The organism is Microcystis aeruginosa FD4 (assembly GCF_009792235.1).
Classification (GTDB): domain Bacteria; phylum Cyanobacteriota; class Cyanobacteriia; order Cyanobacteriales; family Microcystaceae; genus Microcystis; species Microcystis viridis.
This window is the reverse complement of the sequence record NZ_CP046973.1, coordinates 5,179,196-5,193,199: the sequence shown is the minus strand read 5'-3', so window position 1 is coordinate 5,193,199 and position 14,004 is coordinate 5,179,196. Positions and strand designations below refer to the sequence as shown.

15 protein-coding genes and 1 pseudogene are annotated in these 14,004 nt (G+C 40.0%); 14 read left to right on the top strand and 2 right to left on the bottom strand.

The features are described 5' to 3' along the window. Complete coding sequence (locus tag GQR42_RS25750; protein WP_158202144.1) at positions 1-1,446, bottom strand: serine/threonine-protein kinase; 1,446 nt, start codon at positions 1,444-1,446, stop codon at positions 1-3. A 996-nt stretch (positions 1,447-2,442) separates the two neighbouring features. Between GQR42_RS25750 and GQR42_RS25745 the strand changes: the two are divergent. After that, a pseudogene (locus GQR42_RS25745) lies at positions 2,443-3,392 on the top strand (IS630 family transposase). A 101-nt stretch (positions 3,393-3,493) separates the two neighbouring features. Here the strand turns inward: GQR42_RS25745 and GQR42_RS25740 are convergent. Next, on the bottom strand, positions 3,494-3,784 hold the full coding sequence (locus GQR42_RS25740; protein WP_158202143.1) for a YiaA/YiaB family inner membrane protein: 291 nt from the start codon (positions 3,782-3,784) through the stop codon (positions 3,494-3,496). Between the two features lie 159 nt (positions 3,785-3,943). Here GQR42_RS25740 and GQR42_RS25735 point away from each other — a divergent pair, with 159 nt between their 5' ends. The 13 genes from GQR42_RS25735 (at position 3,944) to GQR42_RS25685 (ending at position 13,992) form a co-directional block, all read left to right on the top strand. After that, positions 3,944-4,939, top strand: a complete 996-nt coding sequence (locus GQR42_RS25735; RefSeq protein WP_158202142.1) for a hypothetical protein — start codon at positions 3,944-3,946, stop codon at positions 4,937-4,939. Positions 4,940-5,091: 152 nt separating this feature from the next. After that, a complete protein-coding gene (locus GQR42_RS25730; protein ID WP_158202141.1) occupies positions 5,092-6,435 on the top strand; it encodes a P-loop NTPase fold protein in 1,344 nt (447 codons plus the stop codon). A 2-nt stretch (positions 6,436-6,437) separates the two neighbouring features. Further along, positions 6,438-8,156, top strand: coding sequence for a tetratricopeptide repeat protein (locus GQR42_RS25725; protein ID WP_158202140.1), 1,719 nt, complete (start codon positions 6,438-6,440; stop codon positions 8,154-8,156). A 109-nt stretch (positions 8,157-8,265) separates the two neighbouring features. Then, positions 8,266-8,514, top strand: coding sequence for a hypothetical protein (locus GQR42_RS25720; RefSeq protein WP_158202139.1), 249 nt, complete (start codon positions 8,266-8,268; stop codon positions 8,512-8,514). Between the two features lies 1 nt (position 8,515). Beyond that, positions 8,516-8,773 carry a PIN domain-containing protein gene (locus GQR42_RS29255; protein WP_233271172.1) on the top strand — a complete coding sequence of 86 codons (258 nt, stop codon included), beginning with the start codon at positions 8,516-8,518 and terminating at the stop codon, positions 8,771-8,773. 154 nt (positions 8,774-8,927) lie between these two features. Then, on the top strand, positions 8,928-9,035 hold the full coding sequence (locus GQR42_RS30320) for a TPR end-of-group domain-containing protein (RefSeq protein WP_420372340.1): 108 nt from the start codon (positions 8,928-8,930) through the stop codon (positions 9,033-9,035). Positions 9,036-9,071: 36 nt separating this feature from the next. Further along, on the top strand, positions 9,072-9,284 hold the full coding sequence (locus tag GQR42_RS25710) for a hypothetical protein (protein WP_002752676.1): 213 nt from the start codon (positions 9,072-9,074) through the stop codon (positions 9,282-9,284). Between the two features lie 247 nt (positions 9,285-9,531). Next, complete coding sequence (locus GQR42_RS30315; protein ID WP_419866699.1) at positions 9,532-9,627, top strand: TPR end-of-group domain-containing protein; 96 nt, start codon at positions 9,532-9,534, stop codon at positions 9,625-9,627. A 441-nt stretch (positions 9,628-10,068) separates the two neighbouring features. Continuing rightward, positions 10,069-11,697 (top strand): hydroxylamine reductase, encoded by a 1,629-nt coding sequence (gene hcp, locus GQR42_RS25705; RefSeq protein WP_158202138.1) that lies wholly within the window; start codon positions 10,069-10,071, stop codon positions 11,695-11,697. A gap of 85 nt (positions 11,698-11,782) precedes the next feature. Further along, positions 11,783-12,499, top strand: coding sequence for a bidirectional hydrogenase complex protein HoxU (gene hoxU, locus GQR42_RS25700; RefSeq protein ID WP_002734546.1), 717 nt, complete (start codon positions 11,783-11,785; stop codon positions 12,497-12,499). 8 nt (positions 12,500-12,507) lie between these two features. Beyond that, positions 12,508-12,903, top strand: a complete 396-nt coding sequence (locus GQR42_RS25695; protein WP_158202137.1) for a hypothetical protein — start codon at positions 12,508-12,510, stop codon at positions 12,901-12,903. 2 nt (positions 12,904-12,905) lie between these two features. Continuing rightward, positions 12,906-13,367 carry a hypothetical protein gene (locus tag GQR42_RS25690; protein WP_158202136.1) on the top strand — a complete coding sequence of 154 codons (462 nt, stop codon included), beginning with the start codon at positions 12,906-12,908 and terminating at the stop codon, positions 13,365-13,367. A 76-nt stretch (positions 13,368-13,443) separates the two neighbouring features. Then, positions 13,444-13,992: an oxidoreductase gene (locus GQR42_RS25685; RefSeq protein ID WP_024969925.1), complete on the top strand. Its 549-nt coding sequence runs from the start codon at positions 13,444-13,446 to the stop codon at positions 13,990-13,992. The last annotated feature ends 12 nt before the right edge of the window (positions 13,993-14,004 follow it).

Sequence of the window (14,004 nt, the reverse complement as noted above, 5' to 3'; positions counted from 1 at the left end):
TTATCCCTTGCTAGAAACTCTGTCCATGGCACAGGTTTCCAGACGAGAAAAAAGAATTATGCCACCACCCACACCCCACACAAGGGTGGGAAGATGTCCAGAGGGTGCTTTGAGAGAGAAAGTAATTTGATCGTAGTATAACCACTTGTTATTAACTCGCCAACCGACTTTTGACCCAAAAGCATTCCATTTTTGTTGATCATAATTGCTGCTTCCTCCCAAACTTTCATAGATTCTTTTCTGAACAGATATACCAAATTTTCCCTGACTATATTTTAACCAGAGTTGATTGATAGTGGCTAAATCTTCACAAGGAAAGTTATTTATATCTTCTATCTTAAGATATTTTTCTTTAGTTTGATCGGTAACTTTTAATAAGAGATTAGCCGTTTCTTGATCGGCTTCTTGCCATTTTTCTTGCGCTAATAAATCCCGTAGGTTAGTGTAATCAATTGTCTTGGCACTTTTGAGGTTAATTTCCTCCCCAGTGGCAGCTGGAAAAACTGGAAAAACCGTTTCTTGAATTGTGGACTGTGATCGGGGTTTTGGCGGAATCACTACGGCTAATTTTACTGCTAACTCTTGCAGGACTTCCCCGGCTGATTGATAACGTTTTTTGGTGGCAAATTCAATTAATTTATCTAAAATTTCGCCTAATTCAACACTAACAGGATTATTAATCAGGTACTGTCTCCATACCCATTCATGTTCACTCACATCGAATAATTCAAAGGGAGATATTCCCGTTAATAAATAGATACAAGTGACTCCCAAACTATATAAATCACTGCTATTAATCGCTTTGCCATTGCTTTGTTCTGGCGCGATATATCCCGCCGAACCGATCACTGTTCCTGTCAGGGAAAGATTAGCAATAGTCATAAATTTAGAGGCACCGAAATCCACTAAAATTATTTTATTATCGCTGCATCTCCGAATTATATTAGCTGGTTTAATATCTCGATGAATGACTCTTTTAGCATGGATAAAATCAAGAATTGGCAAAATTTCTAATAAAAGATGTTTGATCTTTTCTTCATTAAAAACTCCCTCGGTTTGTAATTCTTGTTCTAGATTTTGTCCCTCAATATATTCTTGAACAAGATATTGTCGCCCATCATTGCTAGTAAAATAGGCATGGAGGGAGGGAATTTGTGGGTGTTGACCGAGATTATCTAAACTAATCGCTTCTTCTTTAAATAATTCCGCTGCTTTCTTGAGGGCATTACTGCCTTGAGCGCTAGGAAAAAATTGTTTAATCACACAATAAGGTTTAGAAGGTTTATCCTCATCAATTGCTTGAAAAGTTTTACCGAAACCTCCTTGACCAATTAATTTTATAGCACGATAACGATCTTTTAGTAATAATTGAAAGCGACATTTTTGACAGAATTTATCTGTAGAATCATTGTTATGTAGACAATCGGGATTAAGACATAAACTCATGGCTAGTTTAAAAAGGGATAGGGAGCAATCAACTTTAGATCAAATTAGGCTGCCTGGGCATCTAAATTGGTCTAGGTCGATCGGGGAACACCGGAACATCGGAACAGTAGGGGTTATCTGTTTTTTTAGTTAACTTATTGACATCCTCACCGCCGTAAACGGACGGTGATTCCTCACCACGCTACCTTTTTAGGGTGGTCGCGTCAATGGGGTTAACGCGACCCAGGATGCTGCTTCTTTAACAGAAGTCTTACGCTGTCCGACCCGTCCGTTTTTTAAGGTCTCCGATTGCCCACCGGCGACCTTGATATTAATTGCGGCGTTTACATCCCTATCATTGATACCTTGCTTTCATTGGGTTAAAATCTGTGTAGATGCATTCTATTGTAACTAGGTCTGCTAATTATGTCAAGTCATCTACGAAAAGAAAGACACTCTATAATCAGTGATCAGTAAACAGTAATCAGTAAACAGTAAAAAGACAGTAGGAAAATTCTATTTAATACTGCACAATTAAAAAATCACATCTGATAACTGATAACTTACCCACTGATAACTGATAACTGATAACTGATAACTGAGAGGTGCAACCCTGGAAGTTCTTAAGTGTTATATCAAAGCTCAAGAAAAGCCGTCGTGAAACGACGGGGTTTTAACCCAAATTTTCGATAAAGCGTTTCTCCTCAATGGGAGACAGGGTGAGCGCATCTCAAAGGCTATTGACAATTGGCCAATTTTGTGATCCACGTGGGCATTTCAAGTGATACCAGTCAATTAGAATAGTTACGAACTCGACCCATTTGGTCGATTATTGCTTAACAATTGAGATGGCAAATTCTCCTCAAATATGCCTGAATCGTGGGTAGGCAACTCAGATAAAGTTCATTTTGTCAAGGATTGTTAAGTGGGTGGGTGGAATTAAATATATAGCAATTCTTGTAGCTATGAGGTACAATGGAAAGCAAATAGACAAATAATAGAACTTACCCGCTTCCTATGAGACCCTATTCTGTAGATTTTCGCCAAAAAATTATCGATGTCTGGAAGAAAGAAAAAATTTCCATTCGAGGACTAGCCCAGAGATTTGACGTGGCTAAAAGCTTTATTCAGAAGTTATTGAAGCAACATAAAGAAACAGGAGATATCCGTCCTCGTCCGCAAGGGGGAAGTCCGCCAACCAAGTTAAATAGTGAACAACTGATAATTTTAAGAGAAATCATCGAAGCTAACAATGATGCAACTCTCGAAGAATTATCGGACTTACTGTATGAAAAGACACAGGTGAAAGTCAGTAGAGCCAACCTGGGGCGGCTGACGCAAAAACTCAATTACAGTTTCAAAAAAAAACACTACACGCGGCAGAAAAAGAAAGTGACAGGGTACAGCAAAAAAGAGTGGAATACTGGTCAGAAGTTCGGGAAATTGAGGCATCAAAACTAATTTTGATCGATGAATCGGGGGTAAATTTAGCCCTTTTGAGACTCTATGCTAGAGCCTTAATTGGCCGAATATCTCGGAGAAGAAAACCACAAAAAAGAGGGATAAATATTTCAATAATTATTGCTATAAGCTGAGAAAAAGTTGTCGCATCAGTCAACATATACGGTGCAGTGGATGCGGTAACATTTGAAGGATTTATTCGGAAGGAAGTGCAGCCAAAAATTAAAGAAGGAGACTGTCTGATCATGGATAACGCCAAGATTCATCTCGGAGAAATGGTCAGAGAAATAATCGAACAAGAAAAAGCTAGACTCATCTATTTACCTCCTTATTCTCCCGAATTCTCTCCTATTGAAAACTTTTGGTCAAAAGTGAAAGCGATGTTAAGAAAACTGAAGGCGAGAACTTACAAAGACTTAATAGAAGGGACTGAATTGGCTATGTTAGAAGTTACTCAAAAAGATATTCGCAATTGGTTTACTCACTGTTGCTACTGTACCTCATAAGTCAGAGAATTGCTATAGTTTTGAATAGCAGATAAACTCTCCCAAGCCAGAAAAAAGAGTGAGAATAATCGAAAAAACCGATAACCAATAACTGGGAAAAACTACTCCTTATAAGGATCGTACTGACTCAATATCCGTTCTAACTTTGCTTCATCAATGCGATTAATTAAGCGTTTAGATTCTTCCACATCGCGGACAGTTTTTGATAAATTAATGGTGGAACCGACGGTAAATAGTAAACCCATGCCTAAATAACCTTTAATCCACGGCTCTACTGGCAGATAAACAACCCCTAAAGAAGTGGCAGAAATAGAGACAACAAAAGATAACCAAGTTTGAAAAATCCACGCTTGAGTATGACTGGGAGCAGTACCGTATTTTTTATCGTTCATAATTGCCTCCTAAACGTTTCTGCACCCATTCTGTCGGTTCTAGAGGTGCAACAACAATGAGCGCTATCTAGTCGGGGGAGGGTTGAGAACTGGGGGGAATTAGGGTGAAGTGGAGTGAAGTATCAAGTATAATCGTTATTAGAATCTAGGACCAAAAAGATGGAGATAAAACATCTGAAAATTTGGTATTCTTGGGAAAAACAAGAACAAATGATCGAGCGCTTGGTGGGGAGAGTGGGATTAACCCGGGTGCGCGCCACTTGTTTTCTGCGTCTTTGGATTTATGCGATCGCCAAGGAGGGACAGGTAAAACCCCCTTTATCCCAGTTAATTTTTCCCACCACTGCCATTATCTGTACCCATCGACAAGCATCGGATTTATTTTATCAGGATCAGGACCAGGGCAGCGATCGCTCTGCCGGTATGATGTTAGATAAATTAGCAGCCCTTGGTTTAATCGAAAAATTTTTTGACGGCAACACAACCAGAATTAAAATCAAGCCAATTACGGGGATTTTAGAGCCTGATAGCTCAGAATCATCTGTGGAATTGCAATTAGATCAATTTAATCCCCGTTGTGATGCGATTCCTGTGGCTAACTTGCTGACAGGCAATTATAACTGGATGAATCGCAATGCTGAGGCAATTCCCCATCGCATTTCTCGTCTGTTGCGGGGTTGGGCAAAAGATTACACTACAGGTATGCGAGTTTTGCGTCGGGTAGATAATCTTAATCCCGTCGGTTTTTATCTGCTCTATCCCACTGCAAACGAGTCGGAAGGGAATTTTTTTTCCTCTCCTAACAAGAGTTTACATCTGAGTGCGATCAACGAACAGGATCCTTTTACAATGGCATCTGTGGGAGATGAAAATTGTCTTTCGGTATTTATTCGCAGTTGGATAATTGATGCTAATTATTTAGAAAAATATCGTTTAATCTTCCTGCAAGATGCCCAAAAAACTCTCCAGAGAATGACCTTAGATTTTCCTAATCTCTGCGATTTACATACCTTGATTATCCATCCCGATTATGAGAAATTAGCCGCAGCCTTGGGGTTTCAAAAAACTATTCAGGAATCCCCAAACTCTATTTATTGGATGTATTTAGGACTCGATCGCTTTTTATCCCTAGATATGGGTGAAATTCAATTTTAATCGTAATCGGGAGTGGGAAGTGGGAGAAAAATCCCTAACTGGGTTTTTGAAGTTCGATCGAGAGTTAGTCGTAATATTAAAAACGGATTTGGTATAACATCTTGTCAACAAGTATTGTTATAATAATGACATCAATTAAGCTATAGTCGCCTATGTCTGAACAATTGATCGCTAATCTTGCTAATGCCTTTAAACCAGTTCCTTTACCTGCTGGTAGTCCCTTTTATGTGGATCTAAAAGCAGTGAGAGCGGATGCCGATGTTTGTCAAGATTTAGGCAGAAAAATTATTCGTGCGCTGCCCACAGACTACACCCATCAACTGTACACAGGACATCGAGGAGGGGGGAAATCAACGGAATTATTGCGCCTGAAAAAATATCTAGAGCAAAAAAATTGTTTTGTTGTTTATTTTGCGGCAGATGAAGATGATATCGATCCAGAAGATGCTCAATATACAGATATTCTCATTGCCTGTACGCGCCATTTATTAGAACAACTAAAACCGGCTAATTCAACCCCCTTAAAAAACTGGATAAAATCCCGTTGGCAGGATTTAATTGATTTAGCTTTAACAGAGATTAAAGTTGAAGATGTTAAACTAGAAACAGGGGATTTAATTAAATATTTTGGTAAATTGTCTGCGGCGATTCGGGCAATTCCCAGTCAAAGACAAGAAATAAGAAATAAAATCAATCCTCATACTGTGACGCTGTTAACAGCACTAAATGAGTTTATTGATAATAGCAAAACTGTCTTAGATAATTCAACAAAATTATTGGTAATTGTTGATAACTTAGATCGGATCGTACCAATAAATCGGCGAGATAATAAAACTAATCATGATGAGATTTTTTTAGATCGAGCTAATCAATTAAAGGGGTTAAATTGTCATTTAATCTATACTATACCTATTTCAATGGCCTATTCTAATCGGGCCAATGATCTCCGGGATATTTATGATAATGACCCGATGGTTTTACCGATGATTATGCTCCGCAATCCGGATCGTACTATTAATCCCGATGGTATGGCAAAAATTAAGGCTATTATTGAGAAAAGAACCCAGCAATTTTTACCAATGAAAAAGCTAGAAACAGATATTTTTGAAAGTCAAGAAGTTCTGGAGCGATTATGTTTAATGACTGGAGGTCATGTACGAAACTTAATTTTATTAATGCAAACCGCTTTAGATCATGTGGATGCCTTACCTATTACCGCAAAAGCTGCTCAAAGAGCAATAACCCAAGCTAGAGATGTCTATCGGAGAACAGTAGAACACGAGCAGTGGAAAATTCTGGCTCAGGTACATCTTACCAACGAAATTAAAAATGATGACGCTCATCGTAAATTATTATTCAATCGTTGTATTTTACAATATGCTTATTTTGATGCAGATGCAGAGTTAAAAAGTTGGTATGATGTGCATCCTTTAATTACCGAAATTAAGGAGTTTAAAGACGCAATCCTCAGCCAACCCATACCGGGAGGATTATAATAATGACAAACCAAAAAGTAAAACCCTTAACTAACTCTCAGGAATCGGATTTTGAAGGATTGCTAGAAGAGCAACCCCTAACAGCAGCAGAATCCTATCAAGCATTACTGCGATCGCTCAGACGAAAAAATGGCTTTAATTTACTCTTTGTTCGCTGTTCTCCCGTGCAAGCTGATGAGATTATTCGGGGAATCAGTCAAGATTTACCCAATAAAAATATTCAAGTCCTGCAGCTTGATTCAGAAACCGATAATTTGTATGAGAAAATTGTCGATCTACCAAATTATACCAATCTAAACATTCTTTTTGTGCGAGGTTTAGAAAATGCACTACTGCGCTACGAAGAAGCGGAAAGTCAAGGCTATTTCTTGTCGAGTCAAAGTCCAGTTTATGGAGGAACCTGGGCCGGAGTTCCTAAGATTTTAGGCTATTTAAACCTATCCCGTGAGCGATTTGAGCGGCAATTTCCCTTTACTTTAGTATTCTTATTGCCGGAATTTGCCTTGCGGTATTTTATTCGTCGTGCGTCGGATTTTTTTGATTGGTATTCGGGAGTTTATGAATTTCCGACCGATAAGGACATATTGGAAAAAGAAATTAGAAGACTGGTTTATTTAGACAGCGATCTCGATACCTATCAGCAATTCACTCCCCAACAACGACAGGAAAAGTTGGCCGAAATTAAGGCCTATTTAAGCGATTCCCCATCTCTCGATCCTGTTCGAGCATCTCAATTGTGGCATGAAAAAGGTTTAATTCATGCAATGGGAAAAGAATACGAACAAGCGATCGCATCCTACGATCAAGCTTTAGAAATTAAACCCGATGACCATCAAGCTTGGAACAACCGAGGGATTGCGTTATATAACTTAGGAAGGTATGAACAAGCGATCGCATCCTACGATCAAGCTTTAGAAATTAAACCCGATGACCATCAAGCTTGGAACAACCGAGGGATTGCGTTATATAACTTAGGAAGGTATGAACAAGCGATCGCATCCTACGATCAAGCTTTAGAAATTAAACCCGATGACCATCAAGCTTGGAACAACCGAGGGATTGCGTTATATAACTTAGGAAGGTATGAACAAGCGATCGCATCCTTTGATCAAGCTTTAGAAATTAAACCCGATGACCATCAAGCTTGGTACAACCGAGGGGTTGCGTTAGGTAATTTAGGAAGGTATGAACAAGCGATCGCATCCTTTGATCAAGCTTTAGAAATTAAACCCGATGACCATCAAGCTTGGTACAACCGAGGGGTTGCGTTAGGTAATTTAGGAAGGTATGAAGAAGCGATCGCATCCTACGATCAAGCTTTAGAAATTAAACCCGATGACCATCAAGCTTGGTACAACCGAGGGATTGCGTTAGGTAATTTAGGAAGGTATGAACAAGCGATCGCATCCTACGATCAAGCTTTAGAATTTAAACCCGATTACCATCAAGCTTGGTACAACCGAGGGAATGCGTTAGATGACTTAGGAAGGTATGAACAAGCGATCGCATCCTACGATCGATCTATTAAAATTAATTCAAATGATGCTAATACTTACTACAATAAAGCTTGCTGTTATGGCTTACAAAACAATGTGGAATTAGCTATCGAAAACTTACAACGCGCCATCAATCTTGATGTCAAATATCAGGATATGGCGAAAACGGATCAATATTTTGAGCAGATTCGGGGAGATGAGCGGTTTCAATCATTGCTAAGTTAAGTAAATAAAAAAAGAGATAACTATCTAGTCGAAAGCAATCCTATCATCAGAATTAGGGTATAATAACTCTTAAGTCACAACTTTCGATCCTATCAGGAGAACAATTGCTATGACACTGGCAACCACTCACCAACAAACCATTTTAGAAAAACTGCAAACCCTCAACCCACAACAACAACAACAAGTAATAGAGTTTATTGAATTTTTGCAGCTTAAAGCAGATAAGACAGCAATTGATGAGGAAGAAAGAGAAATTTCTGCTTTAGAATCAGCCGGAGACTTAGTGGGGTGTTTAGACAGTGGTAAAGGAGATTTATCCCTAAAAAAGAAGGAATTTAAAAAGAAGCATCTAGTCTAATATGCTCAAAAGAGTAATTCTAGATACGGGGGTCTTAGTCGCCGTTCTCGACCGGAGTGATAATTATCACAATTGGGCAATTCAGCAATGGGAAAAAGTTGCCAAACCTTTATTAACTTGTGAGGCAGTTATCACTGAATCCTGTTTTATTTTACAAGATGTTTATGGGAGTGAAGATGCAATAATGTCTTTAATTGAACGGGGAACAATTAAAATAGATTTTAGCCTAAATGATGAAGTCAAAGTCATCCGAGAGTGAGTAACGCACAGAAAACGGGTTTCTCCGAGAAACCCGTTTTCTACTCATTTGGTGAGGATGACTGAATTAATTGAAAGCAGTTCTGTGTTAACTTTAGATAGCGATTTCTATATTTATCGCAAGAATCGGAGAGAAATGATTGATGCAATAATTCCTGACTGACAACCTCCATACCGAATATCAAGATATGGCAAAAACAGATAAAGATTTTGAGCAGATTCGGGGAGATGAGCGGTTTCAGAGTTTCCTAAATCGAGTATAATAATATATATTTGTATTTTAGCTAAGGAGATATTCTATGACTAACACCTACACAGCTATAATTCAGCCAGACGGAGATTGGTGGATTGGTTGGATAGAAGAAATTCCGGGAGTTAACTGTCAAGAAGCATCTCGTGATCAGTTATTAGAAAGCCTAAAAATTACTCTTAGTGAAGCATTAGAATTGAATAAACAGGAAGCAATTGCCGCTACTAGGGGAAACTACCAAGAAGAGAAAATTGTTGTATGAAACGCAAACAGTTTATCGATCACGTCCTGTAGGGGCGAAGCATTCGGATAGGAAATCTACGGTTTCAGCGATAAGTTATTGCCCGAATGCTTCGCCCGTACTTTTTCAGCAAGTCCTAGCCATTCTTGGTGGTTTAACCCCCAATTAAATAAAAGATCTGCGATTCCAAGACATACGGAAATTAGGGATATTCTCGCTAATAAAATCTGCAAAGATCTGGGAATACCACTAATCAAATAAATCGTTCATCAGTCTTGATGTCAAATATCAGGATATGGCGAAAACGGATAAAGATTTTGAGCAGATTCGGGGAGATGAGCGGTTTCAATCATTGCTAAGTTAAGTAAATAAAAAAAGAGATAACTATCTAAGCCGAAAGCAATCCTATCATCAGAATTAGGCGATAATAACTCTTAAGTCCCAACTTTCTATCCTAATCAGGAGACCGATTGCTATGACACTGGCAAATACCCACTAAAAATCGAAAATTTCGCTCATTATATCATAAAAATCACAAAAAATACTTAATTTAATAAGACAACTAAATAATTGTTTAATCGGTAATTCTTGAGGAAATATAAAATCAGAACCCAACTGGTAAAAAGAGTGAGAGAATAAAAACATAGTTCAGAGAGGAGAGGCTGTCAAGACAAGCTTTCCAGTCGTAAAATCCATAATTCTTGCCGGGTGAAGGCTAATAAATAACTTTCAAAAAAGCGGGATTGAACTTAGTAGAACAAATCGCGACAATCTGTCAATCTACTGAAAAAAAGAGAGAAAACTTATGTTTTGTGAACAATGCGAACAAACCGCTAGTGGTAATGGTTGCCATCAGTGGGGAGCCTGTGGAAAAAGTCCCGAAGTCAACGCTGTTCAAGACTTATTAGTTTATTGTCTGCGGGGATTAGCATCGGTAGTTTTAAAAGCAAAAGAAGCGGCGATATCTACTCGCGAAGCCGATATTTTTACCTGTGAGTCGCTTTTCGCCACCATGACCAATGTGAACTTCGATCAACGACGTTTTACCGATTATATTCAGCGTTGTTTAGAGATTCGGGAAAATTTAAAAGCACAATTGGGATCCCTGGACTGGTCTGCACTTGCCAACTATCAGCCTAATTTTAATGAGAGCCTAGTTAGCCAAGGTCAAGAAGTATCCTTAGAACTAATTGAAAAAGTGCAGGACATCGATATTTTTTCCCTAAAGTTAACCGCTATCTACGGAGTTAAAGGTCTTGCTTCCTATACTTTCCACGCTCAGGAATTAGGTCAAGAGGATGACTCAGTTTATCAGGTTATCCAAGAGACTTTAGCGGCAATTGATCGGGGGGATTTAAACCTGAATGATTGGGTGGCAATCTGTCTAAAAGTCGGGGCAGCAAACCTGCGGGCCATGGAATTATTAGATCAAGGTCATACCGAAACCTACGGTCATCCGATACCGACAAATGTTCCCTTAAATCCGCGTTTAGGTAAAGCCATTTTAGTCTCCGGCCATGATATTAAACAATTGGCAGCTTTACTGGCACAAACTGCCAATACTGGCATAACAGTCTATACCCACGGAGAATTATTACCCGCTCACGGTTATCCAAAACTAAAAGAAAAATATCCCCATCTCTACGGTCATTATGGAACCGCTTGGCAAAATCAAACTAAAGAATTTGCTAAGTTTCCGGGGGCAATAGTTTTAACTACTAATTGTCTCATGCCCCCCCACGAAAACTATGAAAGTAAACTCTTTACCCTCGGACCTGTGGGTTATGCCCATATTAACCGCTTAGAAACAGTGGACGGTGCGATCGATTTTAGTCCCGTGATTGCTAAAGCGCAGTCATTGCCCGGATTTACTGAAATAAGCGAACCTCGGCAGGTAATGGTGGGATTTGCCCACAATACCGTCCTCAGTGTCGCTGATACGGTGGTTGATGCCCTTAAACAGGGTAAAATCCGTCACTTCTTCCTGGTTGGGGGCTGCGATGGGGCAAAACCAGATCGCAATTACTACACCGAATTTGTGGAACAAGTTCCCGAAGATTGTATCGTTTTAACCCTTGCCTGCGGAAAATTCCGCTTTTTCGACAAACAATTAGGTAGCATCGAAGGATTACCGCGGCTAATGGATTTGGGACAATGTAACGATGCCTATAGTGCCATCAAAATCGCCCTAGGATTAGCCAACGCTTTTAACGTTAGCGTCAACGAGATACCCCTATCCCTAATTATCTCTTGGTACGAACAAAAAGCGATCGCTGTACTGCTCACCCTGCTGCATCTAGGTATGCAAAATATCCGTCTGGGACCAACTTTACCGGCATTTATCTCCCCTAACGTCCTGAAATTCCTCGCCGATACCTATCACCTGCAGCCGATTACCACCCCCGCAAAAGACTTAGCCGATTGTCTAGGTTAAAACTTTCTGTAAAAATCCTACCCTTGGCCACAAACCGTGGCTTATGGGAAGGAGAGGGATATTATCCTCAAGGAGAATAATTTTTATGTCCGTAATCACTTTAAGCATTGATGGCAAAGATGTAGCGATCGAAGCAGGTTCGCGAGTTCTGGCGGCCGCTAGTCAGGTAGGAATAAAAATTCCTGCCCTCTGTCATCTCGATGGGGTTTCCGAAGTGGCCGCCTGTCGCTTATGTTTGGTAGAAATTGAAGGTATTAATAAATTATTACCCGCCTGTGTAACGGAAGTGGCGGAAGGAATGGTGGTTCATACCGATACCCCAAAACTGAAAGAATATCGCCGCATGACAGTGGAATTATTATTCGCTGAAGGTAATCACGTTTGTGCAGTTTGTGTGGCTAATGGTAACTGTGAATTACAAGATTTAGCCATCGAAGTGGGTATGGATCATAGTCGTTTTCCCTACCGTTTTCCCAAGCGAGAAGTGGATATTTCCCATCATCTTTTTGGTATCGATCATAATCGTTGTGTTCTCTGTACCCGTTGTGTGCGAGTCTGCGATGAAATTGAAGGGGCGCACGTTTGGGATCTGGCTTATCGCGGCGAAAAAGATAAAATTATCGCGGGAATGGATCAGCCTTGGGGCAGCGTTTCTGCCTGTACTTCCTGCGGCAAATGTGTTGCCGCTTGTCCAACCGGGGCAATATTCCGCAAGGGTTCCGCCGTTTCTGAAAAAGAGGAAGATCGCTCGAAGTTGGAATTTTTAGTTAACGCTAGGACTGAACACCAATGGACGCGTTAAAGTAATCGATGGAGGGTGATAGTGATCGATGGGCGCATTTAGATATCTACGAGAAGAAACTAACGGCCAAGGTAAGGGAGGACTATGATCAGATTATGGATAATAATCAAGATATCCTAGGGATTGCTGCCCAATACGAAATCTCGGAAATCGATATCCGACGCGCCAAGGATTACGCTTTTGGATCGGGAGTGTCTCGATATCAATTTTTTCCCGAAGGTTTAATGGTAGCAGCTTGGCGAAGACTCGCTGGCGCTCAAGGGAATAATCTTGATCGGATGTTTCTCAATCATGAAATCTACGAATCTGACTTAGTGATTAATCGAGGCTTTTCGCAGCAACAAGCGCATTTACTGGCACAAAAACAATATCCTTGGTCCGATTCAATTCAGCAAACAAGATAATTATGACCACATCACCCGAATCGCAATTTCTGCAAGCCCTAGAAATGTGTCAGTCTCTCTCCAATTTGACGGCGCAATTTTCTAGTATTCCTTGTCGGATAATTGAAATTTTGTCTGATGTCAGTCAAGAGCCTAGGGTTTTGTATTCGCTCTTAATTAAATATTCTAGAGAGGTGGATTCCGCTTTAGTTGCCCTAGATATTTATGCCAAAAATGCTGATAATTGGCGAGTAAAAGATCGAGATAAAACCTGTTCTCTTGGTTTTGGAGTGAAAGACCATTGCACGATTTTAAGCTGTTTGCTCAATTTCAGCAAACGTCCTTTTTCTTTTATTTCTTATACGGGAAATTTTGCATCAGAGGCGATTATTTTTGAGCTACTTAAAGACTGGAAAAATCTAGATTTAGCCCCTTTCTTTGAGGAAAAAATGCAAGAGTTTATCCTGGAGGCAAAAATAGCTTAAAAGAGAATTCCTTTTCGTTTGATCCTTTTGACCAAATTGCAACTCAGCCAACAATACCAACCAAGGAATTAAAGTTATGAGTAAAATTCGCTTCGCTACTGTCTGGTTAGCCGGTTGTTCGGGATGCCATATGTCCTTCCTCGATTTGGATGAATGGCTGTTAGAATTAGCCGAAAAAGTTGACGTGGTGTATAGTCCCGTCGGCTGCGATCTGAAAACCTATCCCGAAAATGTCGATGTCTGTTTAGTGGAAGGAGCGATCGCTAATCAGGACAATTTAGAACTAATTCATCTAGTCCGCCAAAATACCAAAACCGTCGTTTCTTTTGGTGATTGCGCCGTGACTGCTAATGTTCCCGCTATGCGGAATATGTTGGGAACTGCCGATCCCGTACTAAAAAGGGCTTATTTAGAGTTAGGAGATAACACCCCTCAACTACCAGAAGAACCCGGTATCGTTCCCGAATTATTAGATCAAGTGCTGCCCGTCCATCAAGTCATTCCCGTCGATATTTTTATGCCGGGATGTCCCCCCGATGCGGACAGAATTCGCGAGACATTGATTCCCATTTTAAAAGGGGAATTACCCGTGATGGCAGGACGAGAAATGATTAAATTTGGTTAATTGAATGGCCCT

Bases quoted from the DNA above. Each gene is read 5' to 3' on its own strand.
- GQR42_RS25735 (WP_158202142.1), top strand. From the start codon at position 3,944: ATGGAGATAAAACATCTGAAAATTTGGTATTCTTGGGAAAAACAAGAA.
- GQR42_RS25720 (WP_158202139.1), top strand. From the start codon at position 8,266: ATGACACTGGCAACCACTCACCAACAAACCATTTTAGAAAAACTGCAA.
- GQR42_RS25690 (WP_158202136.1), top strand. From the start codon at position 12,906: ATGACCACATCACCCGAATCGCAATTTCTGCAAGCCCTAGAAATGTGT.
- hcp (WP_158202138.1), top strand. From the start codon at position 10,069: ATGTTTTGTGAACAATGCGAACAAACCGCTAGTGGTAATGGTTGCCAT.
- GQR42_RS25685 (WP_024969925.1), top strand. From the start codon at position 13,444: ATGAGTAAAATTCGCTTCGCTACTGTCTGGTTAGCCGGTTGTTCGGGA.
- hoxU (WP_002734546.1), top strand. From the start codon at position 11,783: ATGTCCGTAATCACTTTAAGCATTGATGGCAAAGATGTAGCGATCGAA.
- GQR42_RS25710 (WP_002752676.1), top strand. From the start codon at position 9,072: ATGACTAACACCTACACAGCTATAATTCAGCCAGACGGAGATTGGTGG.
- GQR42_RS25750 (WP_158202144.1), bottom strand. From the start codon at position 1,446: ATGAGTTTATGTCTTAATCCCGATTGTCTACATAACAATGATTCTACA.
- GQR42_RS29255 (WP_233271172.1), top strand. From the start codon at position 8,516: ATGCTCAAAAGAGTAATTCTAGATACGGGGGTCTTAGTCGCCGTTCTC.
- GQR42_RS25740 (WP_158202143.1), bottom strand. From the start codon at position 3,784: ATGAACGATAAAAAATACGGTACTGCTCCCAGTCATACTCAAGCGTGG.
- GQR42_RS25725 (WP_158202140.1), top strand. From the start codon at position 6,438: ATGACAAACCAAAAAGTAAAACCCTTAACTAACTCTCAGGAATCGGAT.
- GQR42_RS25730 (WP_158202141.1), top strand. From the start codon at position 5,092: ATGTCTGAACAATTGATCGCTAATCTTGCTAATGCCTTTAAACCAGTT.
- GQR42_RS25695 (WP_158202137.1), top strand. From the start codon at position 12,508: ATGGAGGGTGATAGTGATCGATGGGCGCATTTAGATATCTACGAGAAG.